At 61.9% G+C, this 25131-nt stretch carries 22 protein-coding genes; 13 read left to right on the top strand and 9 right to left on the bottom strand.

The window, feature by feature from the left end; translation table 11 throughout:
* On the bottom strand, nucleotides 1-462 hold the full coding sequence (pedF, locus tag PSH91_RS11805) for a cytochrome c-550 PedF (RefSeq protein ID WP_160892508.1): 462 nt from the start codon (nucleotides 460-462) through the stop codon (nucleotides 1-3).
* 252 nt (nucleotides 463-714) lie between these two features.
* Between pedF and exaA the strand changes: the two genes are divergently transcribed.
* Both exaA and PSH91_RS11795 read left to right on the top strand, forming a co-directional pair.
* A complete protein-coding gene (exaA, locus tag PSH91_RS11800; RefSeq protein WP_281459294.1) occupies nucleotides 715-2571 on the top strand; it encodes a quinoprotein ethanol dehydrogenase in 1857 nt (618 codons plus the stop codon).
* Between the two features lie 247 nt (nucleotides 2572-2818).
* Nucleotides 2819-3463, top strand: a complete 645-nt coding sequence (locus PSH91_RS11795; protein ID WP_281459295.1) for a pentapeptide repeat-containing protein — start codon at nucleotides 2819-2821, stop codon at nucleotides 3461-3463.
* Between the two features lie 186 nt (nucleotides 3464-3649).
* Here PSH91_RS11795 and PSH91_RS11790 read toward each other — a convergent pair whose 3' ends face one another.
* Nucleotides 3650-4288: a response regulator transcription factor gene (locus tag PSH91_RS11790; protein ID WP_047229000.1), complete on the bottom strand. Its 639-nt coding sequence runs from the start codon at nucleotides 4286-4288 to the stop codon at nucleotides 3650-3652.
* Nucleotides 4288-5544 (bottom strand): sensor histidine kinase, encoded by a 1257-nt coding sequence (locus PSH91_RS11785; RefSeq protein WP_305468276.1) that lies wholly within the window; start codon nucleotides 5542-5544, stop codon nucleotides 4288-4290. Before PSH91_RS11785 ends, PSH91_RS11790 begins: the two co-directional genes overlap by 1 nt.
* Before the next feature lie 406 nt (nucleotides 5545-5950).
* Here PSH91_RS11785 and PSH91_RS11780 point away from each other — a divergent pair, with 406 nt between their 5' ends.
* The 6 genes from PSH91_RS11780 (at nucleotide 5951) to PSH91_RS11755 (ending at nucleotide 11190) form a co-directional block, all read left to right on the top strand.
* Nucleotides 5951-7135, top strand: coding sequence for an ABC transporter substrate-binding protein (locus tag PSH91_RS11780; protein ID WP_188251613.1), 1185 nt, complete (start codon nucleotides 5951-5953; stop codon nucleotides 7133-7135).
* A 31-nt stretch (nucleotides 7136-7166) separates the two neighbouring features.
* Nucleotides 7167-8171, top strand: coding sequence for a YVTN family beta-propeller repeat protein (locus PSH91_RS11775; RefSeq protein ID WP_305468274.1), 1005 nt, complete (start codon nucleotides 7167-7169; stop codon nucleotides 8169-8171).
* Entirely contained in the window at nucleotides 8168-8896 is a 729-nt protein-coding gene (locus tag PSH91_RS11770) for an ABC transporter ATP-binding protein (RefSeq protein WP_160892500.1), read from the top strand. Before PSH91_RS11775 ends, PSH91_RS11770 begins: the two co-directional genes overlap by 4 nt.
* Entirely contained in the window at nucleotides 8893-9684 is a 792-nt protein-coding gene (locus PSH91_RS11765) for an ABC transporter permease (protein ID WP_160892498.1), read from the top strand. The genes PSH91_RS11770 and PSH91_RS11765 overlap by 4 nt, the downstream gene beginning before the upstream one ends.
* 250 nt (nucleotides 9685-9934) lie before the next feature.
* Nucleotides 9935-10468, top strand: coding sequence for a PQQ-dependent catabolism-associated CXXCW motif protein (locus tag PSH91_RS11760; protein ID WP_076385173.1), 534 nt, complete (start codon nucleotides 9935-9937; stop codon nucleotides 10466-10468).
* A gap of 56 nt (nucleotides 10469-10524) precedes the next feature.
* Complete coding sequence (locus PSH91_RS11755; RefSeq protein WP_047229013.1) at nucleotides 10525-11190, top strand: response regulator transcription factor; 666 nt, start codon at nucleotides 10525-10527, stop codon at nucleotides 11188-11190.
* Nucleotides 11191-11342: 152 nt separating this feature from the next.
* Here PSH91_RS11755 and nahK read toward each other — a convergent pair whose 3' ends face one another.
* The 4 genes from nahK to PSH91_RS11735 form a co-directional block, all read right to left on the bottom strand.
* Nucleotides 11343-13985 (bottom strand): hybrid sensor histidine kinase/response regulator NahK/ErcS', encoded by a 2643-nt coding sequence (gene nahK, locus PSH91_RS11750; protein WP_305468271.1) that lies wholly within the window; start codon nucleotides 13983-13985, stop codon nucleotides 11343-11345.
* Nucleotides 13915-15078: a nitric oxide-sensing protein NosP gene (gene nosP, locus PSH91_RS11745; RefSeq protein ID WP_047228991.1), complete on the bottom strand. Its 1164-nt coding sequence runs from the start codon at nucleotides 15076-15078 to the stop codon at nucleotides 13915-13917. Before nosP ends, nahK begins: the two co-directional genes overlap by 71 nt.
* Before the next feature lie 238 nt (nucleotides 15079-15316).
* Nucleotides 15317-16501, bottom strand: a complete 1185-nt coding sequence (locus tag PSH91_RS11740) for a porin (protein ID WP_076385177.1) — start codon at nucleotides 16499-16501, stop codon at nucleotides 15317-15319.
* A gap of 282 nt (nucleotides 16502-16783) precedes the next feature.
* Nucleotides 16784-18058 carry a glucarate dehydratase family protein gene (locus PSH91_RS11735; protein ID WP_047228989.1) on the bottom strand — a complete coding sequence of 425 codons (1275 nt, stop codon included), beginning with the start codon at nucleotides 18056-18058 and terminating at the stop codon, nucleotides 16784-16786.
* Nucleotides 18059-18165: 107 nt separating this feature from the next.
* Here PSH91_RS11735 and PSH91_RS11730 point away from each other — a divergent pair, with 107 nt between their 5' ends.
* A complete protein-coding gene (locus PSH91_RS11730; protein ID WP_047228988.1) occupies nucleotides 18166-19062 on the top strand; it encodes a LysR substrate-binding domain-containing protein in 897 nt (298 codons plus the stop codon).
* A gap of 143 nt (nucleotides 19063-19205) precedes the next feature.
* Nucleotides 19206-19640 (top strand): nuclear transport factor 2 family protein, encoded by a 435-nt coding sequence (locus PSH91_RS11725; protein WP_047228987.1) that lies wholly within the window; start codon nucleotides 19206-19208, stop codon nucleotides 19638-19640.
* A 95-nt stretch (nucleotides 19641-19735) separates the two neighbouring features.
* Here PSH91_RS11725 and PSH91_RS11720 read toward each other — a convergent pair whose 3' ends face one another.
* Nucleotides 19736-20659: a LysR family transcriptional regulator gene (locus tag PSH91_RS11720; RefSeq protein WP_047228986.1), complete on the bottom strand. Its 924-nt coding sequence runs from the start codon at nucleotides 20657-20659 to the stop codon at nucleotides 19736-19738.
* 126 nt (nucleotides 20660-20785) lie between these two features.
* Here PSH91_RS11720 and PSH91_RS11715 point away from each other — a divergent pair, with 126 nt between their 5' ends.
* Nucleotides 20786-20992 carry a 4-oxalocrotonate tautomerase family protein gene (locus tag PSH91_RS11715; protein WP_047228985.1) on the top strand — a complete coding sequence of 69 codons (207 nt, stop codon included), beginning with the start codon at nucleotides 20786-20788 and terminating at the stop codon, nucleotides 20990-20992.
* A gap of 289 nt (nucleotides 20993-21281) precedes the next feature.
* A complete protein-coding gene (locus PSH91_RS11710) occupies nucleotides 21282-22016 on the top strand; it encodes an SDR family NAD(P)-dependent oxidoreductase (protein WP_305468268.1) in 735 nt (244 codons plus the stop codon).
* A gap of 51 nt (nucleotides 22017-22067) precedes the next feature.
* On the opposite strand, the gene PSH91_RS11705 is transcribed toward PSH91_RS11710, so the two are convergent.
* Nucleotides 22068-24209: a TonB-dependent siderophore receptor gene (locus PSH91_RS11705; RefSeq protein WP_305468266.1), complete on the bottom strand. Its 2142-nt coding sequence runs from the start codon at nucleotides 24207-24209 to the stop codon at nucleotides 22068-22070.
* Between the two features lie 205 nt (nucleotides 24210-24414).
* Between PSH91_RS11705 and PSH91_RS11700 the strand changes: the two genes are divergently transcribed.
* Nucleotides 24415-25086 (top strand): GntR family transcriptional regulator, encoded by a 672-nt coding sequence (locus tag PSH91_RS11700; RefSeq protein ID WP_047228982.1) that lies wholly within the window; start codon nucleotides 24415-24417, stop codon nucleotides 25084-25086.
* Nucleotides 25087-25131 lie beyond the last annotated feature (45 nt).

Below are 25131 nucleotides of genomic sequence, written 5' to 3'. Positions count from 1 at the left end.
TCACTCCTCGACGTGCACGCTGTCGAGATAGGTGCGCACCGCCCACAAGGCTTCCTGGCTCAAATAGTCCGCCATTTTCGGCATGTAGACCCGGCCGTCGCGCACCGCGCCGTGACGCACGCGCTCGACAAACCACTCATCTCCGGCTTCGGCGGCATCCAGCATGCGCAGATCCGGCGCGATCCCGCCGGACTTGGCTTCCAGGCCGTGGCACGCGGCGCAGTTCTGGTTGTAGGCCGAGGCGCCGATTTCCACCGCTTTGTCTCGCTCGGGAGAACTACGGTAAGGGTTCTGGGCGACCCAACCATCGCCATCCAACGGCAGGCCGGTGTCCTTGATCGGGGTCAGCCCTTTGGTTTCCACTGCCTGGGGCACTACGTTGCCATGGGCCCACACGGAGCCTGCGCCGGTCAGCCCTATCAGCAATGCGGTAGCGATGATGGCGTTGCGTTTTGTTGTCATTGTTATGCCCTCGAATTTGCACGCAAGACCTCTCTACAGAGGCCGTGCCGTCATCTTAGGAACGCCTGCACCCCAGCCGAATGCTGCTTTGGTGGCCGCACTCTAGTTCCTTGGTAGCGGGTCATCCGGCGCGGTTCGCAAAGACAGCCGGTTCGGGAAGTCTTCCCGGCAAGGGCGGGACTTTTTCCGTATCGGTAGAGCCCTGACGCGACCCAACCTAGTCAGGCCAAAACCTCACTGGGAATGCCCACCATGACAATAAAAACGCTCCCCGCCCTCTCTTCCCTGACCGTGGCCTTGCTGCTGGCCGGCAGCCTGTCCCTGACTCCGCAGGCGAACGCCGCAGTCACCTGGGAAGACATCGCCAACGACCACCTGACCACCCGCGACGTATTGCAATACGGCATGGGCACCAACGCCCAGCGCTGGAGCCCGCTGGCCCAGGTCAATGACAAGAACGTGTTCAAGCTCACGCCGGCCTGGTCTTATTCATTCGGCGACGAAAAGCAGCGCGGCCAGGAGTCCCAGGCCATCGTCAGCGACGGCGTGGTGTACGTCACCGGCTCTTACTCACGGGTATTCGCCCTCGACGCCAAGACCGGCAAACGCCTGTGGACCTACAGCCATCGGCTGCCGGACAACATTCGCCCGTGCTGCGACGTGGTCAATCGGGGCGCGGCCATTTACGGCGACAAGATCTACTTCGGCACGCTGGATGCGCGGGTGGTCGCCCTGAATAAAAACACCGGCAAAGTGGTGTGGAACAAGAAGTTCGGCGATCACGCGGCCGGCTACACCATGACCGGAGCCCCGGTACTGATCAAGGACAAGACCAGCGGCAAGGTGCTGTTGATCCATGGCAGTTCCGGGGATGAGTTCGGCGTGGTCGGGCAACTGTTCGCCCGGGACCCGGACACCGGTGAAGAAGTCTGGATGCGGCCTTTCGTCGAAGGCCACATGGGCCGTCTCAACGGCAAGGACAGCACGCCGACCGGCGATGTGAAAGCACCGTCCTGGCCCGACGACAAAACCACCGAAACCGGCAAGGTCGAGGCCTGGAGCCACGGCGGCGGCGCACCTTGGCAGAGCGCCAGTTTCGACCCCGAAACCAACACCATCATCGTCGGCGCCGGCAACCCGGGGCCATGGAACACCTGGGCGCGCACGGCCAAGGATGGCAACCCGCAGGATTACGATAGCCTCTACACCTCCGGCCAGGTGGGCGTCGACCCGAGTACCGGCGAGGTGAAGTGGTTCTATCAGCACACGCCCAACGATGCCTGGGATTTCTCCGGCAACAACGAGCTGGTGCTGTTCGACTACAAAGACAAAGACGGCAAGCTGGTCAAGGCCACCGCTCACGCCGACCGCAACGGCTTTTTCTACGTCGTGGACCGCAACAACGGCAAGCTGCAGAACGCCTTCCCTTTCGTCGACAACATCACCTGGGCCAGCCACATCGACCTGAAGACCGGCCGCCCGGTGGAAAATCCAGGTCAGCGTCCGGCCAAGCCACTGCCGGGTGAAACCAAGGGCAAACCGGTGGAGGTCTCACCGCCCTTCCTGGGAGGCAAGAACTGGAATCCCATGGCTTACAGCCAGGACACCGGGCTGTTCTACGTGCCGGGCAACCAGTGGAAGGAGGAATACTGGACCGAAGAAGTGAACTACAAGAAAGGCTCGGCCTACCTGGGCATGGGCTTTCGCATCAAGCGCATGTATGACGATCACGTCGGCAGCCTGCGGGCGATGAACCCCACCACCGGCAAGGTGGTCTGGGAACACAAGGAAGCCTTGCCGCTGTGGGCCGGGGTGCTCGCCACCAAAGGCAATCTGGTGTTCACCGGCACCGGCGACGGCTTCTTCAAGGCCTTCGACGCCAAGACCGGCCAGGAATTGTGGAAGTTCCAGACCGGCAGCGGCATCGTCTCCCCGCCCATCACCTGGGAGCAGGACGGCGAACAGTACATCGGCGTGACCGTCGGCTACGGCGGCGCCGTGCCGTTGTGGGGCGGCGACATGGCCGAGCTGACCAAGCCGGTGGCCCAGGGCGGGTCGTTCTGGGTGTTCAAGATTCCGAGTTGGGATAACAAGGTGGTCCGCCAATAACCCTTGCGGGAGCGATCCTGCTCGCGATAGCGGTGGTTCAGTTGGCAGTGATGTTGAATGTGCCGACGGCTTCGCGAGCAAGCCCGCTCCCACTCTTGATCTCATTGGACACAGATTCTGTGTCTAGCAAAGATCCCTTGTGGGAGCGAGCCTGCTCGCGATGGCGGTGGTTCAGTTGGCAGTGATGTTGAATGTACCGCCGCAATCGCGAGCAGGCTCGCTCCCACAGTTAACTCGAGTTCCTGCCATGAACTATCCACTGGTTTTATTGATCGTGTTCGCCGCAAATGCCAGCGCCGCCGACCCCGACATGCCCCTGACCATCAACGGCTGCATCATCGCCGAGTCCAGCCAATGCCCCGGCGCCGACCTTCGCGGCGCCCGGCTGGCCAACCAGGACCTGCGCAAAATGAACCTCAGCGGTGCCGACCTGCGGGGCGCCGATTTGCGCCATGCGCGGCTGGACCTGGCCAATCTGGAAAAGGCTCGTCTGCAAGGCGCCAACCTGACCCGTGCCAGCTTGCAGCAAAGCAACCTGCGCCTGGCGGACTTCAGTGGGGCCACGCTCAAGGCTATCCAGGGCTGGGGCCTGTTTGCCCAGGGCGCGCAGTTCCAGAAAGCCGACCTGAGCGCCGCGTATCTTCAATTCGCCCGGCTGTCCGGCGCCCGAATGCACGAAACCAACCTGCAAGCCGCCGACCTGGAAATGGCCTGGCTGAGCAAGGCAGATCTCAAGGGCGCCGACCTGCGCGACGCCAACCTGCAGGAAGCCAAGCTTGGCGAAAGCAACCTGGAAGACGCCGACATGAGCGGTTCACGCCAGCATTACGGGAATTTTCAGGATGCGAATATGCAAGGGTGTACGGGTTGCCCAGTGTCCTGGGATCAATGAAGTCTCCAGATACATACAAAGCCTTGTGGCGAGGGGATTTATCCCCGCTGGGCTGCGCAGCAGCCCTAAAACAGCCAGCTCAATAGACCTGGCACACCGAGTCTTCAGGCTTTGGGGCCGCTGCGCAGCCCAACGGGGATAAATCCCCTCGCCACAGTTGAGCATCATTGCGAGAACATGAGGGGCTCACCCCGCCACCCGCACCACACCCATGTCGATCCCCAGGTGGACCAGTTCGGCATGGGAACTGACCTGCAGCTTGCTCTTGAGCAGCGTCAAGTGATTGGACACGGTCTTGGCGCTGATGCACAACTGTTCGGCAATGGTGCGAGCCGGGGTGCCCCTGGCGAGCATGACGAAGATCTCCAGCTCGCGCTGGGTCATGCATTGCAAGCGCGGGTCGGTGTCGTGTCGGGTACTGGCGCAGGCCAACTGGGTGGCCAGGGCTTGTTCGATGTAGGCATGGCCGGCCAGCACCCGGCGCACGGCCTCCACCAGTATCTGAGGTGCCGAATTCTTGGTCAGGTAGCCCGCAGCCCCGGCGTCCAGCGCCTGACGGACCAATGGCAGTTCATCGTGCATGCTGAAGAACAGCACCCGCAGTTGCGGCAGGCGCTGGCGCAGGCGCCGGGTGGTTTCCAGCCCGCTGATACCGGGCAGGCCGAAATCCATGATCACCAGATGAGGCACCTGCTCCAGCACTTGACTCAACGCCTCCTCACCGGTGGCGGCTTCGCGCACGTGCAGCTCCGGCATCAGCGCCCGCAATAGGCTGGCATAGCCCTGCCGAACCACCGCATGATCGTCGACCAACAAGATGTTCATCACGCCTCCAGGGGAATATTCAAGGCCAGCGCCCAACCGGCACCGGGCTGGCTGATGATGCGCAGTTCGCCACCCAGGCTGCGGGCGCGCTCGGACATCGAGTGCAGGCCAACGCCCGCTCGATGGGGCCCGGTCGCTCCCCGGCCGTTGTCACGCACCAGCACTCGCAAACGCCCGGCCCGATGCTGCAGGCGAATCCGCACCTGCGTGGCGCCGGCATGCCGGACGACATTGGTCAGCGCTTCCTGCAACAGGCGATACAGGTGGGTCTTGTTCGAGCCCGACAACGGCGGCAACGGCGCGTTGATCCGCAGCTGACAGGCGATGCCCTGGTTTTGTTGCCACTGAGCCACCAGCAGCTCGATGGCCTCGGACAGCGGCAAGTGCTGAAGCACCACCGGATACAGGTCTTGCACCAGCGCACGGAATCCCTGTTGCAGATGCTCGCAATGACCCTCGAGCTGGCTGACGGTCTGCTCCAGCATCGGCGGCTGATCGATCACCAGCCGCAGCAAGCATGCCCGGGCGCGGATCCCTGCCACGTATTGGCCCAGGTCATCGTGCAGGGTCCGAGCCAGCTGCGTGCGTTCCTGCTCCTGCACAGCCAGCAGGGCTTGAGTAAGCCGGGTGTTATCGGCCTGCGCCTGAGTCAGGGCAGCGGTCATGCGATTGAAATGCACCGCCAATTGCCGGGCCTCCGGGATAGCATCAGCGGCCAGCCGCACCCGCAGATCGCCGGCGCAGACCTGACGCAGGGCCTGCAGCAATTCATCGAGCAATCCCATACCACGGCGCACCGCCCAGCGGATCACCAGCAGGCTGACCAACAACGCCAGCGCACAGACGCCGAGCAGTTGCACCAGGGAATCGAGGACTTCTTCGATTTCGTCCCGAGGGTCGACCGCGATCCAGGCCCGGCGACCGTCGCGCAAATCCACCACCGCGGCAGCCGGAGCGTCGCCCAGTAACCAGCGACCAAGCCAGGCGCTCACCCCGCCCTCGCTGTTCCCCGGCTGCACCTGCCCCGCCGCCAACCAGTGCACCCGCACATGACGCAAACTGCCGGTCAGCCGCGACTGGAGACTGGCCGGGTTGCGCTCGGCGGTTTCACTCAGGTAATGCACCACGGACTCGGCCGATTGCAGCTCACGTTTCACATCAGCCGTGGCTTGATGCAGCAACAGGACCGCACAAGCCAGGGTGACCAGGGCGAAAAACGCCGTCACCCAGAGGTTGATTCGCCAGAGGGCCGACATGGTTAGCGGCCCAACCCCTGGCCGGCACAGTACTCCTGTGGGAGCGAGCCTGCTCGCGATGAGATCGGCACATTCAACAGCGCTGTCGACTGAACCACCGCTATCGCGAGCAAGCTCGCTCCCACAGGGGAACCTCTGTGCTCGCAGGTTTTGTGTTCGCGGCAGCTCTTTGGTTTGCCAGACAACCGATCCACGCCAATCAGACTCAAGATCAGCAACAACGGCAGCAGCAGGGCTTTGAGAATCCGCACGGTCTGTCCGCTCCTGATGAATGACGATGACTGGCATCCTAAAACCCCGGCGTCGACAGCGGGTTACTACCTTGGTACTGGCCCGGCGGTACTTTCTGCATATTTCCCCCTGGACACAGGCTTCCTATGCTGGCGCTACCCGCAATGGAGGTGTTATGCGCCGGCTCGTCAGTTACGCCTTGATCCCTTTGCTCGCAGCGGCCAGCGCCGGGTTGCCGGTCGCCGCCCAGGCTGGCGACGGCGCGCCGCTGCAAGTGCGCATCGGCTACCTGGGTTATCGCCCCGACCCGGGCCCGCTGCTGTCCAACGTCATTGAAGAGCCCGCCGATGCTGGGCTGCGCGGGGCGCAGTTGGCGATTGTCGACAGCAACAGCACCGGGCGTTTTCTCAAGCACGATTACCAGCTGCAAAGCGCCAGCGTCGACAGCCCCGAAGCCTTGCTCCAGGCCGCCCAAGCGCAGCATGACCAGGGCCTGCGGTTGTTTGTGGTCAACGCACCATCCGCCAGCCTGCGCCAACTCAGTGCCGCCCTGCCCGACAGCCTGCTGTTCAATGTCGGCAGCGCCGACGACAGCCTGCGCACCACCGATTGCCTGGGCAACGTGCTCCACAGCCTGCCCGACCGGGCGATGCTCGCCGATGCCTTGGTGCAGTTCAGCGTCGTACGCAAATGGCAGCGGGCGTTACTGATCGTCGGCCAGACCGCCGAGGACCAGGCCTATGCTGCCGCGCTACGACGAGCCATGAAGCGTTTCGGCATGAAGGTCGTCGCGCAAAAAGACTGGCAGTTCGACAACGACCAGCGCCGCAGCGCCCAGGCCGACATGCCTTTGTTCACCCAGACCGCCGAATACGACGTGGTGCTGGTGGCCGACGAGCGCGGCGACTTCGGCGAATACGTGCCCTATCAGACCTGGTACCCGCGTCCGGTGGCCGGCACGCAAGGCCTGACCCCCACCGCCTGGCACAAGACCGTGGAAACCTACGGCGCGGCACAGCTGCAAAAACGCTTCGAAGCCCTGGCCGGGCGCTGGATGAATGATCGTGATTTCGCCGCCTGGATCGCCGTGCGCAGCATCGCCAGCGCCGTGAGCAAACTGCGCCAGGACGACCCATTGGCCATCCGCCAACTGGCGCTGAGCGAGCAATTGCCGCTGGACGGTTTCAAGGGGCGCAAGCTCAGTTACCGGCCGTGGAACGGGCAACTGCGCCAGCCGATTCCCCTGGTTCAGCCGCGGGCGCTGGTGAGCACCTCGCCCCAGGACGGTTTTCTTCACCCTACCAACGAAATGGACAGCCTGGGCTATGACCGGCCCGAAGTGAGCTGCCGCTACCCCTGATCCCTTCAAGAACAACAATAAGGAAACCGCCATGCGCCGCCCCCTGCTTGACCTGACCCGGTTCCAACCTGCCCTGCTTTGTCAGACCCTCACCCTGGCGGCGGCGTTGTTGGTCGCCGGCCCCGCCGCCGCCAGCATCGCCTGGGTTTCCAATGAGAAAGACAACAGCCTGAGCCTGATCGACATACAGAGCCTGGAGGTCATCGAGACCCTGCCGGTGGGCCAACGCCCCCGAGGCCTGTTGCTGTCCCACGACAACCGCCTGCTGTACATCTGCGCCAGCGATTCGGACCGGGTCCAGGTGATGGACGTCGCCACCCGCAAGATCATCAAGGAATTGCCCTCCGGCAAGGACCCGGAACAGTTCGCCTTGCACCCCAATGACCGCTGGCTCTACGTGTCCAACGAAGACGATGCCCTGGTGACCGTGATCGACACCCAGACTTCCGAGGTGCTGGGACAGATCGGCGTCGGCGTCGAGCCCGAAGGCATGGCCGTCAGCCCCGATGGCAAATGGGCGGTCAACACCAGTGAAACCACCAACATGCTGCACTGGATCGACACCAGCACCCAGACCTTGGCCGACAACACACTGGTGGACCAACGGCCGCGTTTCGTCGAGTTCAGTCGTGACGGTTCGCAGCTCTGGGCCTCGGCGGAAATCGGCGGCACGCTGACGATTCTCGATGTCGCCAGTCGCCAGGTGCTCAAGACGCTGACGTTCCAGATCAAGGGCGTTCACCCCGACAAGGTACAACCGGTGGGCATCAAGCTCAGCGCCGACGGCAAACTCGCCTTCGTCGCCCTGGGCCCGGCCAATCACGTCGCCGTCATCGATGCCAAGACCTTCGAAGTGCTGGATTACCTGCTGGTGGGGCGGCGCGTCTGGCAACTGGCATTCACCCCCGATCAACGCCAACTGCTGGCAACCAATGGCGTCAGCGGCGATGTGTCGGTGATCGACGTGCAGAGCCGCAAAGTGCTCAAGTCGGTGAAAGTCGGGCGTTACCCCTGGGGTGTAGTGGTGACGCCATGAACGCCCTGGAAGTCAGCGACCTGAGCTTCGCCTACGGCGCGCGCGAAGCCCTCAGGCAGGTGAGTTTCAACCTCGCAGCCGGGCGCTTCGCCGCGTTGCTGGGCCCCAATGGCGCCGGCAAATCGACGCTGATTGCCTTGCTCACGCGCCTGTATGACGTGCAGCGTGGTGAGGTCCGCGTCGGCGGCCATTCGTTGCAGACCTCGCCGCGGCCGGCCTTGCGCCAGTTGGGCGTGGTGTTCCAACAGAGCACCCTGGACCTGGACCTGAGTGTCGAGCAGAACCTGCGTTACCACGTCGCGCTGCATGGCCTGTCGCGGCGCCAGGGCAGTGTGCGCATCGACGCGGAACTGGCCCGCCAGCAGTTGACCGAGCGGCGCCAAGAACGAGTGCGTGCCCTGAATGGCGGCCATCGTCGCCGGGTGGAAATCGCCCGCGCGCTGCTGCATGAACCGCGCCTGTTACTGCTCGATGAACCCAGCGTTGGCCTTGACCCGGCCAGCCGGCTGGCCCTGAACCAACACGTCCGCCAGTTGTGCCACGAGGGCATCAGCGTGCTGTGGACCACGCACCTGCTGGACGAAGTACAGCCCAGCGACGATCTGCTGATCCTGCATCAAGGCCGCCTCGTCGCTAGCGCACGCGCCGACGCCGTGAGCCAGGCACACGGCGGCACCCTCGGTTCGGCCTTCACACATCTGACCGCAGCGGGAGTTCACTCATGAACGCGTATTGGCAATGCTTCAGCGGCATCGTGGTGCGTGAATGGCTGCGTTTCGTGCTGCAACGCACGCGCTTTCTCAGTGCCCTGGTGCGGCCGCTGCTGTGGCTGCTGGTGTTCGCCGCCGGCTTTCGTGCGGCACTGGGCATCGCCATCATTGCCCCCTATGACACCTACATCCCTTATGAGGTGTACATCGTGCCTGGCCTTGCCTGCATGATCCTGTTGTTCAATGGCATGCAGGGTTCGCTGTCGATGGTCTATGACCGGGAAATGGGCAGCATGCGCGTGCTGCTCACCAGCCCTCTGCCGCGGGCCTTCCTGCTGGCGAGCAAGTTGCTGGCAACCTCGTTGATCTCGTTGTTGCAGGTCTACGCATTTCTCGCCATTGCCTGGCTGTACGGCATCCAGCCACCGGCCATGGGCCTGCTGCTGGCGTTTCCGGCGCTGCTGCTGGTGGCCCTGATGCTCAGCGCCCTGGGCTTGCTGCTGTCCAATGCCATCCGGCAACTGGAGAACTTTGCCGGGGTGATGAATTTCGTGATCTTCCCGATGTTCTTCCTGTCCTCGGCACTGTATCCATTGTGGAAAATGCTGGAGGCCAGCCCTTGGCTGTACTGGCTGTGCACGGTGAGTCCGTTCACCCATGGGGTGGAGCTGGTGCGTTATGCGTTGTATGAACGGTTCAATCTGCTGGCAATGGTGGTGTGCGCGGGCTTGACTCTGGTGTTCGCGCTACTGGCGGTGTGGACCTTCAATCCGCAGCATGCGGCGTTGCGCAAAGCAGGCTGATTGCACGACGAATATCCCTTGTGGGAGCGAGCCTGCTCGCGATAGCGGTGCGTCAGTCACGTCTCTGCCAACTGAACCACCGCTATCGCGAGCAGGCTCGCTCCCACAGGGGATAGAGCATGACCTAGGTTTCACACTTGTCTTTGAGCCCGAAATTACTACTTTAGTACCGGTTTTCCTGTCTATGGTCGCATTCACAAGACCTCGACCCTGGCATGTAATGGGCGCATAACAAAAAGGATAAATTCCCATGCCCCGTTTGCTGGTGATCGTCTTGCTGGGCCTGTGGCTGAATGTCGCCCAGGCTGACACTGCGCTGTTCTCCGCGCAGGGCTATCGCATTGCCCAGTACCGCAGCCCGACGCCCGCCACCGTCGATGGCGCAAAGACACTCGATACCCAGGCACTGCAACAACTGATGGGGCAAACGCCATCTGCGATCCTGATCGACGTCTATCGCCGCCCCTGGCTCCAGGGACGCTTCATCGACAACGAGCCCCACGCCAACCTCCCCGGCAGCCTGTGGCTGGCCAATACCGGCGACGGCGAACTCGACCCGACCTGGCAGGATTACTTCAACCATCACCTGGGAAAAGCCACGGGCGGGCGAGCGGATCAACCGCTGGTCTTTTATTGCCGCTCTGATTGCTGGTTGAGCTGGAACGCGGTAAAACGCGCCGCCGCCATGGGCTATAAACAGTTGTATTGGTACCGCGACGGCCTCGACGCTTGGGAGGCGGCCCGCCTGCCCTTGCAAGCGGCCCGGCCCGAACCCTTTCCCTGATTCAAATGAGTGCGTGCCCCCGCCCCACCCACACGACAATAACGAGGTGAATGGCCATGTATAAGATCCTGATAGCCGACGATCACCCACTGTTTCGCGAAGCCATCCACAACGTCATCAGCGACGGTTTTCCTGGCAGCGAGGTGATGGAAACCGCCGATCTGGACAGCGCCCTGGCGTTGACCCGCGAGCACGACGACCTCGACCTGATCCTGCTGGACCTGAACATGCCCGGCATGCACGGCCTCAATGGCCTGATCAACCTGCGCAACGAGGCGCCGACCATCCCCGTGGTGATCGTCTCCGCCGAACAGGACAAACAGGTGGTGCTGCAAGCCATTACCTACGGCGCGGTGGGGTTCATCACCAAGTCCTCGCCGCGCTCGCAGATGACCGACGCCATCGAGCAGATTCTCAACGGCAACGTGTACCTGCCACCGGACATCATCCGCACGCAGAAAAGCCCGATGGGCCGCCGCCTGAACGAAACCCCGGCCTTTGCGCCCGAGCTGCTCCAGGCACTGACCCGTAAACAATTGCTGGTGCTGGAACGCATGACCAAGGGCGAGTCGAACAAACAGATCGCCTACACGCTGGAGATCGCCGAAACCACGGTCAAGGCTCACGTCTCGGCCATCCTGCGCAAGCTCAATGTGCACAATCGGGTGCAGGCGATTCTCAGTGCCGGGGATATTGATTTCGGGGCTTATCTGCGCCGTTGAACCGCTGACACACATCCCTGTGGCGAGGGGATTTATCCCCGCTGGGGCGCGAAGCGGCCCTAAAACCTAAGAACTCGGTCTGCCTGGCAGATCCAGGGGGGCTGCTTCACAGCCCAGCAGGGATAAATCCCCTCGCCACAACAGCGTTCGGCTCAATGACTCTTGGGCCCACTCAACAAATGACTCATCGCAATCTTCAGTTTCATCGGCCGCACCGGCTTGTGCATCAGGGTGTGGCCGCGTTCGCGGATCTGCTGCTTGAGTTCGTTGCTGTAGTTGGCGGTGATCATCATGGCCGGGATCGCCGAGGCCCGGCGGGCGTTGATCCGGGCCACGGCGTCGACGCCGTTCTGCTCGTTGTCCAGGTGATAGTCGGCAATCAGCAGGTCGGCCTCGGCATGGTAGTTGTCCACCTGGCGCGCCAGGTCCTGCTCCGACAGCGCGGTCACCACCCGACAACCCCAACCTTCGAGCAACGTACGCATGCCGGCGCAGATGGCCGCGTCGTTATCCAGCACCCAGACCCGGGCCCCGCGCAAGCGCTCAAGCATCGGCTCGCTCATCTCCAGGCTCGGCAACGGCTTGGGCGCGGTGGCGCTCAGGGGCACGTCGATGGAGAACACCGAGCCCTTGCCCGGCCATGAACGCACCTGGATCCGGTGCCCAAGGATCCCGGCGATTTTCTCGACGATCGCCAGTCCCAGGCCCAACCCTCGATCCTGATCCGGGCGCTGCACATCGCCGCGCTTGAACTCCTGGAAGATCTCTTCAAGACGGTTTTCGGCAATGCCGATGCCGCTGTCCCAGACCTGGATGGACAAGCGCTGACGGTGCCGGCGACAGCCCAGCACCACCCGCCCGCTGGGGGTATAGCGAATGGCATTGCTCAGCAGATTGCGCAGGATCCGCGCCAGCAACTGCATGTCGCTGCGCACCAGGGCCGAACACGGCACAAAGTGCAGTTCCAGCCCCTCACTGCGCGCCACCTGGACGTATTCGGCGGCCAGGTTGTCGAGCAACTCGCTGAGGGCGAACGGCGCGATATCGGCCTTGATCACCCCGGCATCGAGCTTGGAAATGTCCACCAGCGTGCCCAACAGGTTTTCCACGTCCTGCAGCGAGTGGCTGACGTTGCGCACCAGTTGCGCGTTCGCTACCGGCTCACGGCGCTCGAGCAAAGCGCTGGTGAACAGCCGCGCGGCGTTGAGCGGTTGCAGCAGGTCATGGCTGACCGCCGCGAGGAATTTGGTTTTCGACAGGTTGGCCTGCTCGGCCTCGCGCTTGGCCTCGCGCAAGCGCAGCTCCACCCGGCTGCGCTCGTCGATTTCGCGCAATAGCTGGTCATTGAGGGAGGTCAGTTCGGCGGTGCGTTCCTGGACGCGCTGTTCCAGGTTCTGGTAGGCCTGGTGCAGCGCCTCGGCGGTGCGACGCCGCTCGGTGATGTCGCGGATCAGCACGAAGATTCCCACCACTTCACCATTGGCCAGCCGATTGGGCACGTAGGAACGCAGCATATAGCGTTCCTGGTTGTTGATATTGGTCTCGGCAAACTCGAACGTCACACTCTCACCGGCCAAGGCCCGGGCCACGTAGGCCTCCAGGCGCTGGTAATGCTGTTCGCTGTGGGCCTCGCGCAGGCTCTGGCCGAGCATCACGCCACGGGGCCAGCAATACCATTGCTCGTAGACTTTGTTGGTAAATTCGTAGACCAAGTCGGCATTGAGGTAGGCGATCAGCGCCGGCACATGGTCGGTGATCAGGCGGATCCAGCGTTCGCTTTCACTCAGGGCCTCGGCGTGCTGGTAGCGCTCGGTGATGTCGGTGAAGGTGTTGACGTAGCCGCCGGTGGGTAGCGGATGGGTGCGAATCTCCAGGACCCGGCCATCCGACAGGCGCTGCTCGCTTTCGTGGATGAGCCGGCCATTGCTGTCGCGACTGGCCGGGGTCAGCAGTTGCAGTTCACTGTCGGCGATCACCTCGGAAAACGGCCGATGGGCCGCCACTGGCGCCAGACCGCTGAGTTCCAGGAAGCGACGGTTCCACAACTCCAGCACACCCTGGGCATTGACCATGGCCACACCCTGGGAAAGGTTGTCCACGGCCCGTTGCAACAAGTGCGATTTCTGCGCGATGGCCTGTTCGCGACGCACGGTTTCACTGAGTTTGACGTCGGTGATGTCGGTAAACAGAATCACTCGACCGCCTTCCTGGGTTGGTCGTTCGCTGACTTGCAGCCAGCGCCCGTTCTGCAAGCGGTAAAGCACATGCTCGTCGGCCTGGCCACGCGGTTCTTCGCTGAACAACCCGTTGGCGGTCATCAGTCGCTTGACCTCGGAAATGCGCATCCCGGCGATGATACGCACGCGGCTGTGGGCCCAGAATGCCTTGAAGCGGCTGTTGAACAGGACGATGCGCTGTTGTTCGTCGAACAGCACAAATGCATCGGAAATGCTCTCAATGGCATCGATCAGGTGCCGGTGGGCGGTTTCCGCGCGCAGCCGCGCTTCGCCCAGCAGGTGATTGCCGGCCTTGAGCTCGGCCATGGCCTGGTTCAGGGCGTCGGTGCGCTCGCGAACCTGCTCAGCCAGCACCACTGAATGCTGGAACGCCGCATACGGGTCGTTGCCCCGGGTCACGCCGGACTCCACCCGTTCGATCAGTGCGTCGTTGATCCGCCGCAGTTTGCGGTTTTCGTGCTGCAGGCTGGCGATCTGCGCCTGCAGGTCAGCGGTGGCCGGGGACGCGATGGCGGGCAATGGCAACTCCGGTGAAGGTCTGGTTGATGTGCATGCCATTGAACTGCTCTCCGTAGGTGTTGAAGCCCATCACGCGATGGTCGCGCAGGAACTGGCCGATCTGCTCCAGGCCACCGCGATCTTCCAGTTCCATGCGCCTGAGAAAACAGTCACAGCCGATGGTCAGCAGCAAGTCACCCAGGCGCCCCTGCAAGCCGCTGAACAGTTCTTGCAGGTTGTGCAGCAAAGGGCCCGGGGTCATCGCCGTGAGCACGATGCCGTTCTCCACCGCACAGTAAAAACTCAGGCTCAGGTCTGGGTGCACCTGCTGGATCGCCCGCACGTAATACTGGTCGTTGATGCGCACCGCCAGCGGATGGGCGGCGAAGACCCGGTAGTTCAACGCGTTCACCGGCACACCGATGTGCCGGGCATATTCCTCGGCGGCGGGCTCGGCATTGAGCTCGTAGACACGCCGTGAGGTGCTGTCGGCCCCGGTCACGACCAACTTCTCCTCCCGAGGCAGGATGTGATGGGTGGTGAACACCTCGAAATCCAGCCAGGTGTTGATCAGCACCACCACGGCCGCGCCGCTGTGGAACTGACCTTCGTAGTACACGTGGGTGTGAGTCAGGTAGTTGTCGTCGCCGGCCGAACCGCCGAAATGCGGAATGTCCCCCAGCGCCGCGCTCAACGCCGCCAGCACCATCTCCTCGCGACTGGACAACCCATCGAGCAAGGTCAGGGCAAAGCTGTGGCCCTTGATCGGCGCCAGCGCATTGCTGCGGCAACCGCTGGCCAGTCGTTCGACCATTTGCTGGGCGTCGATCAGGCTGAAGTGCTCCATTTCCCCGATCAGCTCGGCGGCAATGGAAAAATGCCGATGATCGAAACCCACCGCTGTGACGCAGTTGCGGCCATAGCCTTGACTGGTGATTTCTCCGGCGCTGGTGCAGCCCACCAGGCGAATCCCGCCGAAGCTCTGGGAGAGTGCCTGGCCAAGAGCCGGCAAGTCGTATTCGGCGGAGCAGAAAAACAGCACGAAACCCAAGTGCGGGTGCAACAACTGCCGCGCCAGCTCCTGGGCAACTTGCTGGACGTTCGTTGCCTGGGACATGGCGCTTATCACACCTTCGCTCTGGGCCTTTAGCATCTTCGCCTCCGACGGGTGCGTGACAGGAACCTTGAGTGTACGAAGCGGCGCCCGACTCACGAATGCTACTTGGGTAGCGGGTAGACGCTTCCATGGGAGGAGAACAGTGGCGGCCCCTGCCGCGATGCGCACGGCAGGGACCACCACAAAAAACCCCGGGCTTCGGCTGGAATGCTCCTGTGGTGAGGGGATTTATCCCCTCACCACAGGGTTGTGCATTGCTCCCGATGGATCCTCTTTACCAGGTCAACACCGCCCCCACCGCAAAGGTGTCGGTGTCTTCGTTCTGGGCGCTGGTGTCATGGCCGTTGATTTCGAACTGGTTGTATTCGGCCACGAGCTTGAGGTTGTCGTTGACGTCATGGAACAGCGCTATGCCACGGGTTTCATAGTCGGCGCCGCTGCCCACCACGCCATTGCCGTCGTCCTCGGTCTTGCCGTAGGACAGCGCCAGGCGGTTCTTGCCCAGTTTGTAGGAGCCCTGCAACAGGTAGCCGGTACTGTCGACATTGCGCAACGTCGCTTCGCCGGCGTTGTTGGTGAAGAACGGGTTGATACCCTTGGCCTGGAACCCGGAACCGGTGAGCGACAGGCCGCCCATCTTCGCCTGTACGCCATAGCCCAGGCCTTTGGAGGTCACTGAATCGACCGTGGTGTCGGTGTTGTCCGAGGTCTGGTAGCTGCCGTTGAGCCAGCTGTAGATCTTCGCCCCACCCAGGTCGAACTGGTAGGTCACCTCACTTTCAGTACGCGGATTTTCCTGGTAGGCCTTGCCGGTGGCGCTGCTGTCGTTGGTGTCTACCGGGTCCATGATGCCCACCGCCACCCGCAGCCCATCCATCACCGGCGTGCGGTAAGTGATCTGCGAAGTCGGGAACGGATATGGGTAGCCGCTGCCGATGTTGCCGAACGACACCCCGCCGCCGTCCACCAACCCGAGGGTATCGCTGACCTGCCCGTAACCGGCCAGCAACTCGTCCAGCAGAATGTTGGAACGGGCGAACAGACCGAAGTCCTTGCCGACCAGCACTTCACCCCACTGCGGATTGGCGACGGTGCCGTAGAACTGCCGCACGTCGATGGCGGTGTCGGTGCCGTTGGTTTCGCTGTCGTTGATGGTCACCCAGAACGAGGCACGGGCGCCAAGCTTGAGGTCATCGACCTGCTTGCCCATGTTGAAGCCCAGGTAGTTGGGCAAGAAGCCCATCTTGACCCGCGCCTGCCGACGGTCGAACTGCTCCCCTGCCCGGTCAACATCGCTGTTGACGTAAAAGGCGTTGATATAGCCGTCGGTGGAAAAGGTGGTCTGGTCCTTGTCGTACAGCATGATTTCAGCCTGGGCCCACGACGTCAGGCCAAGGCTCGAAAGGCCGGCGATGACCGCAGGCAAAAAACGGTGGCGAGTATTTTTATTGTTGTGCATGGCGCGCTCCGCAACATGAGACGGGATGTCGGAGGCGATTATCGAAAGGCGACAGGCCGCGTCATACGCTGCCTTGGAGGCAATTGGCGGATGCTTTGGAGGCGCCGGCCCGGCGCGGCAGTTTGGGTGTAAGACTGCGATGTGACGGAGGGGCAATACTTAGGGCCTAACCCTGAAACTAAGGTGGGAGCGAGCCTGCTCGCGATGGCGGTGTGTCAGCCACCCTAAATGCTGCTGACCCAACGCCATCGCGAGCAGGCTCGCTCCCACAGGATCCTTGACTCAGAACCTCGGTTTGACGGTTTTCCAGTCCGGCTTGTAGCGCTGCATCTGCCGCACATCGTCGCGCTGGCGGATGCCGCAACTGAGGAACTGCTCATGCAGCTTGCCCAGTTGATCGCGGTCCAGCTCCAGTCCAAGCCCCGGCGCACGGGTGATTTTCACGCAACCATCGACAATCGGCAGCTTGCCGCCCTTGATCACCTCTTCATCCGGTTCCTGCCACGGGTAATGGGTGTCACAGGCGTAATCCAGGTTCGGCACCGAAGCCGCGACGTGGGCCATGGCCATCAGGCTGATGCCCAGGTGGGAGTTCGAATGCATCGACACGCCCAGGCCAAAGGTGTCGCACATTTTCGCCAGCGCCTGGGTGTCTCGCAGCCCGCCCCAGTAATGATGGTCGGCCAAGACGATCTGCACGCTGTTCAGCGCCACGCTGCGACGGAACTCGTCGAAATCGGTGACCACCATATTGGTCGCCAGCGGCAGGCCCGTGCGCTTGTGCAGTTCGGCCATGCCTTCGAGCCCTGGTGTAGGGTCTTCGTAATATTGCAGGTCATCGCCCAGCAGCTCGGCCATGCGAATGGAAGTTTCCAGCGACCAGTTACCATTGGGATCGATGCGCAGCGGGTAGCCGGGAAACGCCTGTTTCAACGCCTTGATGCAGGAAACCTCGTGTTCCGGCTCCAGGGTGCCAGCCTTGAGCTTGATACTCTTGAAGCCGTAGTCCTGGATCATGCGCCGGGCCTGGGCGACGATCTGCTGTTCGTTGAGCGCCTCGCCCCAGCTGTCCGGCGGATACGGCGAATCGACGTGCTCGGCGTACTTGAAAAACAGATAGGCGCTGAACGGGATCTCATCCCGAATCGCCCCGCCCAGCAGATCCACCAGCGGCACGTTCAGGTAATGGGCTTGCAGGTCCAGGCAGGCCACTTCAAACGCTGAGTAAGCATTGCTCACCGCCTTGCTCGCATGGGAACCCGGCGCCAGCTCCGCACCGGCAACGCTGGCGGGCCGGTGGGCGGCCACGGTGGCCTGGACGATGGCCCGCAACTGGTTGAGGTTGAACGGGTCCAGCCCGATCAACTGGCTTTGCAGTTGCTGCTGGATCGCCAGGGCCGGCGCATCGCCGTAACTCTCGCCCAGGCCGATGTAACCGTTGTCGCTCTCGATCTCGATGATCGAACGCAACGCGTAGGGCTCATGAATGCCGCTGGCGTTGAGCAACGGCGGATCGCGAAAGGCGATGGGTGTGACGGTGACGCGGGTGATCTTCATGCAGCGGCTCCGATCATTGTTTTTGTAGAGGACGGGTCGATGATGGACGGAGGGTATTGTTCCCGTCTAATCTAACTTGGCACTTGATTGATACCTGGATTGAATCAATGTTTGAACTGGCACAGCTACGCTGCTTCACCACGGTGGCGACCGAACTCAACTTCCGTCGCGCCGCCGAACGTCTGAACATGACCCAGCCTCCGCTGAGTCGGCAGATCCAGTTGCTGGAACATCACCTGGGTGTCGAACTGTTCACCCGCAGCACTCGCAGCGTGGCGCTCACCGCCGCCGGACGGGCGTTTTTCATCGAAGCGCAGAACCTGCTGGAGCAGGCGCAACAAGCCGCCGTGGCCGCCAAGCGGTTTGCCCAGGGCGACATCGGTTCAGTCACCATCAGCTTCGTCGGCAGCGCGGTGTATGAGTTTCTACCCAAAGTCATCGCCGAAGCCCGCTTGAAGCAACCCCAGGTAAAAATCGTTCTGTCGGAGATGAACACCTACCAGCAACACGAGGCCCTGCGCGCTCGCCGCATCGACCTGGGGATCGTCCGCTCGCCACTGCTGGAAACCGGCTACGCCACCGAGTGCCTGGTGCGCGAACCGTTCGTCCTGGCCGTGCCCGTCGGGCATCCGCTGGCCAGTGCCGATTCGGTGGGCGTCGAAGATCTCGACGGTGAACCATTCCTGATGTACTCCCACTCCGCCTACCCACCTTTCAACGAACTGCTCACCGGCATGCTGCGCTCGGCCCGCGTTGCACCGCAGTTCGTGCAATGGCTGGGTTCCTCACTGACGATCCTGGCGCTGGTCAACGCCGGCATGGGTCTGGCACTGGTGCCCCGGTGTGCCACCAGCGTGGTGTTCAGGCAGGTGGTGTTTCGTGAGATCGATCTGGGTGAAGGGGTACAAAGCGAGTTGCACCTGGTATGGCGCCAGGACAATGACAACCCGGCGTTTGCCATGTTGCTGGAGGGCATTCGCGGGGCGGTTCGCGAGGGTCTCTGAATCTGAAGCCTACCGATGTCGCCCTCCGCAGTGACCAAACTTGACGACCTATTCCCGCCACTCCAAACAAGTTGTACGATGACAGACGAGATCAGCCGAAAACGCTAATCCGCTCCGATACCTACAAAAATAAGGAAATACCCATGAAAAAAGCCACATTGGTCATCAGCTTTCTGTGCCTGTTCAGCGGCTACGTCGCGGCTGCCTCTTCATCGGCCGAGCAGGAAGTGGCCCAGGCCGTCGACCACCTGACCCAAGCCATGCTGCACAAAGACATCCCACAACTCCAGGCACTGGCCGCCGAAAACCTGACCTACGGGCACTCCAGCGGGAAGATTCAGGACAAGAAAGCCTTCATTGCCGACATCGAAACCGGCAAGAGCGCGTTCAAGACCCTGGAGATGAAGGATCAGAAAATCACCCTGTCAGGCGATGTGGCCCTGGTGCGTCACCACTTCTCCGCGCAAGCGCTCAAAGGCACCGAAGTGGTTCCGACGGAAATCGAGAACTTTCAGATCTGGCAGAAGCAGAAGAATGGCAAGTGGCTGCTGATTGGGCGGCAGGCGTTTCGGTTCTGAGCTAAAAATCTCCGTGGGCGCCGTTAGTTAACTTGAAGCGGCAGGGATTCAATGTGGCGAGGGGATTTATCCCCTCGCCACAGGTCACCGTTACTTCAATCCGCCGCCCACTGCTCCCGGTACTGCAGCAGGAAATCGACAAAGGCGCGCACCCGCTGCGGCACGTACCGACCGTGGGGATACAGCAAGGTGAACGGACGTGAGCGCCCCGCGAAAGGCGCAAGTACCTCCACCAATTGCCCGTTGGCCAGCTCCTGCTCCACGATGAATTTGTAGGTCTGGAACAAGCCGGCGCCATGTTTGGCCAGCGTCACGCCGCCGAGCACATCGTCCGAACAGCAATACCCTCCTTCGCCGAACACCTCCTTTTCCTTGCCGTCGACATTGAACAACCAGGAAATCCGCCGGCCGCTGCTGGGCAATTCGAACTGGATGCACTCATGGTCGTCCAGATCTTCAAGGACCTGCGGCGTGCCGGCCTTGCGCAAGTAATCCGGGGCCGCGACCACCACCAGTTTCGCGTCTTCCAGCAGCCGGGCGATCATCGATGAGTCGGGTTGCGCTCGCACCCGGATGGCGAGGTCATAACCTTCGGCAACGAAGTCGATGTTTCGGTTGCTCAGGTGCAGGTCCACCGTCACTTGCGGGTACAGCGCCCGAAAGGCCGGCAGCAAGGGCAGGATGCGGTGATGACCGTAGGTGGTGGGCAGGCTGATGCGCAGTTGCCCGGACGGCACCGATTGCGCGCCCATCATTTCCTGTTGCGCCTCCACCAGTTGCGTCAGCGCTTGCCGGCATTGCTCGAAATAGGTCTTGCCGGCTTCCGTCAGCCGAATGCTGCGTGTGGTGCGCACGAAAAGACGCGAACCCAGGCGCTCCTCCAGACGGAAAATCGAGCGACTCACCGCCGCCGGAGTCACACCGGCAAGCTGGGCCGCTGCGGTGAAACTCCCTGCCTCCGCCGCCAGGCAGAACAGTTCTATGCTGCCCAACTGCAAGTCTTCGAAATGACGCTTCATGATTCGTTACACCGCGTATCAACTGAAAGTTCCAGACACCTGTTTATCAGCCGCAGGCGTATAAATATAGTGGCCCCCGTGGCGCGGGAACCTCCTGCGCTCATTTCCCATCAGCAGGAGTGCATCATGCCTTTCGTCAATGTGCGTATTACCCGCGACGGCGTCACTCGCGAGCAGAAAACCCAGGTCATTTCCGAGATCACCGAAACCCTGCAGCGGGTGCTGGGCAAGGACCCGCACTTGACCCACATCGTGATCGAGGAAGTCGACACCGATAACTGGGGTTACGCGGGTATGACGACGACGCAATACCGAAGCTTGCCCAAAGAGTGACGGTTCTACCTTCCCGAGCCCGGTCCAACTGACCGGGCTTTTTTATGCCTGCCAACGAATATCCCTGTAGGAGCGAGCCTGCTCGCGATGACGGTGGACCGGTTACATTGATGTTGGCTGGGATACCGTCATCGCGAGCAGGCTCGCTCCCACATTGAATTAATTACATGACGTATCAACTCAAGTACCAGCCCCCGCATTTATCAAACCCAAGCGCATCAATACCCTGATCTCAACCACCGCCAACATCGGCGCAACGGTTTCAATTCAATTGATCAGGAGTCCAATCATGAGCCTCAACAAAACCGTCATCATCACCGGCGCCTCCAGTGGCATCGGCCTGGGTCTGGTCCAGGCGTTCCTGGATCGGGGCTATAACGTGGTGGGCAATGCCCGCTCTCAGTCCGGCCTGGACAGCGCCGCGCAACAGCTCGCCCACCCGGCGAACTTCATTGGCGTGGCCGGTGATATCGCTGACCCGGCGACTTCAACCCGTCTCATCAACAAAGCCATCGAAACCTTCGGGGCCGTGGACGGGCTGGTGAACAACGCCGGCTTCTTCCTGCCAAAACCTTTCATCGAATACAACCCCCAGGACCTGGAAGCGCTGCTGGACACCAACCTCAAGGGTCTGGTCTACGCCAGCCAGGCGGCTGCCGCACACATGATCGGTCGTCAGCAGGGTTTCATCATCAACATCTCCGCCGCCGTGGCCCTGCAACCGAACATCCAAGTGCCGGCGGCGCTGCCGGTGTTGATCAAAGGCGGAGTCAACCAGATGACCCGTGCCCTGGCGCTGGAGCTTTCGCCCCACAACATCAAGGTCAACGCGGTCGCCCCCGGCATCATCGACACGCCCATGCATGACCCGGCGCACCGCGACTTCCTCAACAACCTGGCCCCGTCCGGTCGCGTCGGTACCATCGAGGAAATTGCCGAGGCCGTGTTGTACCTGGCGGGCGCTGATTTCACGACCGGCGCGATACTGCCGGTAGACGGAGGGATGAGCACGGGCAAGTGGTAAAAAGAAAAACCCCGGAGGCACAACCTCCGGGGTTTTCATGACGCCTGGAGTTCAGAGCGTATAGGAGATGCCGGCCTGCACGGTTCGCGGTGCGCCTGGGTAGGCGTAGACGTTACCGAAAGCGCCTTCTTCGTAGTCGGCGTCGAACAGGTTCTTCAGGTCCAGGTTGAGGCGGATCCGCTCGTTGACCTTGTAGTAGCCGAGCAGGTCCACCACCGTGTAGCTGTCCATGGAGAACGCAGTCGCCGCCGTCTGGCCGGCCCGTTCATCCACATACTTGGCGCCTAGTCCCAGGCCCAGCCCTTTGAGGCCGCCATCCTGGAACTCATAGACGTTCAACAGGCTGAAGGTGTTTTTGGGCACGTTGAGCAAGCGGGTGCCGGACGGGATATTGATGTCCTTGGTCACTTCGGCATCCACATACGCGTAACCACCAATCACGCGCCACTCCGGCGTCAAATTGCCCGCCACGTTCAGGTCAAAACCACGGCTGCGCACTTCGCCAGCGGCCACGCTGAAGGTGGAATCCACTGGGTCAGTGGTGAGCACATTACGTTTTTCGATCTGGTACACCGCCGCATCGACACTCAACTGACGATCCAAGGCTTCCCACTTGATCCCCATCTCATAAGACTTGCCCTCTTCCGGCTTGAACCCGCCGCCTTCGCGACTGGCACCGTTGTTGGGTTTGAACGAGCGCGCGGTATTGGCATAGACAGCCAAGGTGTCGGTCAAATCGTAGATCACACCCAGGCGCGGGGTGACCGCGCTGTCGGTGACGTCCCAGTTCCGACTACCAGGCGGGGTCTGAGGGACGAAACTCTCGTACTGATGCTCGAACCGCTCAAAACGTGCCCCGGCCAACAGCTTCAAGCGCTCAGTCAGCGCCACCTGATCCTGCACGAATACGCCAAACGTCTTGAGGTTTTCCTGATCATCGGTGGGCGTGCGTGTCAGCGCCGGGCGTGGCTGGCCATACACCGGATCGAAGATATCGATCGGATAAGCACTGCTCCCCGCGGCGGAACGTTTGATGATGGACTGGTAGTCGTAGTCTTCATACTCGATGCCGGTCAACAGCGTGTGCTCGAACCCGCCAGTGGAAAAATGCCCGGTGAGGTTGAGTTGGGTGTCCCGGTCAGTCCACTCCAGCTTGCGATAGTTGAAATTGCGCCCCAGGGTACGCCCGTCGGCGGCGATACCGTTGCCTTCCACCGCGTTGCCCTGCAGGGTGCCGTCCAGCCATTGGGTACCGCCGGCCAAGGTCCAGTCGTCGTTGAGCATGTGCTCGAAACGCACCTGCAGCATGTTGTTGTCGTTGTGCAACTTGCCGGCGTCTTTTTCGCCGAAGAACGTATCGCGCGAGGCGGTGCCGCGCTGGCCGGCGTAATGGGTCAGGCCACGGTCCAGCGGCGCATTGTTGCGCATGAAGTCGCCTTCGAAGGTCAGGCGCGTGGTGTCGTTGACCTGCCAGGTCACCACCGGCGCAATGCCGTAGCGTTCGGTCTCGACGTGGTCGCGGAACGTATCGCCACCCTCGCCGATCACGTTCAGGCGATACGCCAGGCGTCCTTCTTCGTCCAGCGGGCCTGAGGCATCCAGGGTCCCGCGACGCATGCCCTGGTCGCTGACCTGGCTGCCCAGGGTCACAGTGCGTTCGGCCAATGGCTGCTTGGACACCACGTTGAAGGTGCCGCCTGGATCGCCGCGGCCGTACAACATCGTCGCCGGGCCGCGCAGCACTTCCAGGCGCTCGATGGTGTTGGCATCTGGCATGTTCGGGTAACCGCGGTTGATCGGGAAACCGTTGCGGTAGAACTCGCCCGTGGTAAAGCCGCGGACCGTGAACGTGGTCAGGCCCTGGCCACCGAAGTTGTTCGCCCTGCCGACCCCGCCGGCGTAATCGAGCGCGTCTTGTAGCCGGGTGGCGCTGAGGTCTTCCACCACGTCGCGCGAAACCACGGAAATCGACTGTGGGGTTTCATGAATCGCGGTGTCGGTACGTGTCGCGCTGGCCGAACGGGTCGCGTGGTATCCCTTGACGGGCCCCTGCGCGGACTCGATATCCGAAAGACCCACGATGTCCGTGGCTTGCAGTTCCACCGGTGCGGAGGTTGCGGCCATGGGCTCGTCTGCCCACGTGGATACGGAATAAGCCTGGAGCACACACAGTGAAACGAGAATCCGACGCATCGATGCACAATCCTAACGAAAATACGTCAGCCCCCCAGAGGCCGACAAGAATGTGTCGCGAAAGATACAGCAACTCATTCTTGTTTGACACAAATTCCCATTCACAACCTAGCAAAATACCCCTTCCTGGCACGTGCCAACTGCACAACGCGACTGCTGGCAAAGTCGTATACCATATCCCCAACCAAGCCAAACGACCGCCGCCGTGACCTTATCCAAGTTCAATCTGCCTGATCTGGGCAACACCCCTTCCACTTCGGAAATCATCACCCGTCATCTGCGCGAAGCCATCGTGGCCGGGCATTTTGCCGAGGACGAGCCCATTCGCCAGGACGACATCGCCCGGCAGTTCAACGTCAGCAAGATTCCCGTGCGCGAAGCCCTCAAGCGCCTGGAAGCCGAGGGGCTGGTGATGTTCCAGCGCAATCGCGGGGCGATGGTCACGCGCATTTCCGAGGCGGAGCTGGCGCAGATGTTCGAGGTGCGGATGCTGCTGGAAGACAAAGTACTGCGTCTGGCGATTCCCAACATGACCGAAGAGACCTTCGTCCGCGCCGAGAGCATCTGCCGTGAGTTCATCGGTGAAGACGACGTGGGTCGTTGGGCTGAACTGAACTGGCAATTGCATGCCTGTCTCTACGAGCCGGCGCAACGCCCCTTTCTGGTGGGTTTGATCCGCTCGGTGCACGACAAGCTGGAGCGCTACCTGCGCATGCAGATGAGCCTTTCGGCCGGCAAGGAACGCGCCGACCACGAACACCGGGAAATTCTTGCGGCCTGCCGCGCCGGTGATGTGGAGCGGGCGGTGAAGTTACTGGACGAACACATCGCCGGCGTTTGCAAGACGCTGTTTGAGTTCCTGCCTTCGAGCCATTGATGCGCCGCTGCTGTGCCGATTTCGTCATGAGTGACAGATAAATCC

Origin of the sequence: Pseudomonas sp. FP1154 (assembly GCF_030687245.1) — a bacterium.
Lineage (GTDB): Bacteria > Pseudomonadota > Gammaproteobacteria > Pseudomonadales > Pseudomonadaceae > Aquipseudomonas > Aquipseudomonas rhizophila.
Note: the sequence above shows the minus strand (reverse complement) of the source record. Positions and strands in the feature narration are given on the sequence as shown.

Coding starts and splice junctions, on each gene's coding strand:
- pedF (WP_160892508.1), bottom strand. CDS start 462: ATGACAACAAAACGCAACGCCATCATCGCTACCGCATTGCTGATAGGG.
- exaA (WP_281459294.1), top strand. CDS start 715: ATGACAATAAAAACGCTCCCCGCCCTCTCTTCCCTGACCGTGGCCTTG.
- PSH91_RS11795 (WP_281459295.1), top strand. CDS start 2,819: ATGAACTATCCACTGGTTTTATTGATCGTGTTCGCCGCAAATGCCAGC.
- PSH91_RS11790 (WP_047229000.1), bottom strand. CDS start 4,288: ATGAACATCTTGTTGGTCGACGATCATGCGGTGGTTCGGCAGGGCTAT.
- PSH91_RS11785 (WP_305468276.1), bottom strand. CDS start 5,544: ATGTCGGCCCTCTGGCGAATCAACCTCTGGGTGACGGCGTTTTTCGCC.
- PSH91_RS11780 (WP_188251613.1), top strand. CDS start 5,951: ATGCGCCGGCTCGTCAGTTACGCCTTGATCCCTTTGCTCGCAGCGGCC.
- PSH91_RS11775 (WP_305468274.1), top strand. CDS start 7,167: ATGCGCCGCCCCCTGCTTGACCTGACCCGGTTCCAACCTGCCCTGCTT.
- PSH91_RS11770 (WP_160892500.1), top strand. CDS start 8,168: ATGAACGCCCTGGAAGTCAGCGACCTGAGCTTCGCCTACGGCGCGCGC.
- PSH91_RS11765 (WP_160892498.1), top strand. CDS start 8,893: ATGAACGCGTATTGGCAATGCTTCAGCGGCATCGTGGTGCGTGAATGG.
- PSH91_RS11760 (WP_076385173.1), top strand. CDS start 9,935: ATGCCCCGTTTGCTGGTGATCGTCTTGCTGGGCCTGTGGCTGAATGTC.
- PSH91_RS11755 (WP_047229013.1), top strand. CDS start 10,525: ATGTATAAGATCCTGATAGCCGACGATCACCCACTGTTTCGCGAAGCC.
- nahK (WP_305468271.1), bottom strand. CDS start 13,985: ATGGCATGCACATCAACCAGACCTTCACCGGAGTTGCCATTGCCCGCC.
- nosP (WP_047228991.1), bottom strand. CDS start 15,078: ATGCTAAAGGCCCAGAGCGAAGGTGTGATAAGCGCCATGTCCCAGGCA.
- PSH91_RS11740 (WP_076385177.1), bottom strand. CDS start 16,501: ATGCACAACAATAAAAATACTCGCCACCGTTTTTTGCCTGCGGTCATC.
- PSH91_RS11735 (WP_047228989.1), bottom strand. CDS start 18,058: ATGAAGATCACCCGCGTCACCGTCACACCCATCGCCTTTCGCGATCCG.
- PSH91_RS11730 (WP_047228988.1), top strand. CDS start 18,166: ATGTTTGAACTGGCACAGCTACGCTGCTTCACCACGGTGGCGACCGAA.
- PSH91_RS11725 (WP_047228987.1), top strand. CDS start 19,206: ATGAAAAAAGCCACATTGGTCATCAGCTTTCTGTGCCTGTTCAGCGGC.
- PSH91_RS11720 (WP_047228986.1), bottom strand. CDS start 20,659: ATGAAGCGTCATTTCGAAGACTTGCAGTTGGGCAGCATAGAACTGTTC.
- PSH91_RS11715 (WP_047228985.1), top strand. CDS start 20,786: ATGCCTTTCGTCAATGTGCGTATTACCCGCGACGGCGTCACTCGCGAG.
- PSH91_RS11710 (WP_305468268.1), top strand. CDS start 21,282: ATGAGCCTCAACAAAACCGTCATCATCACCGGCGCCTCCAGTGGCATC.
- PSH91_RS11705 (WP_305468266.1), bottom strand. CDS start 24,209: ATGCGTCGGATTCTCGTTTCACTGTGTGTGCTCCAGGCTTATTCCGTA.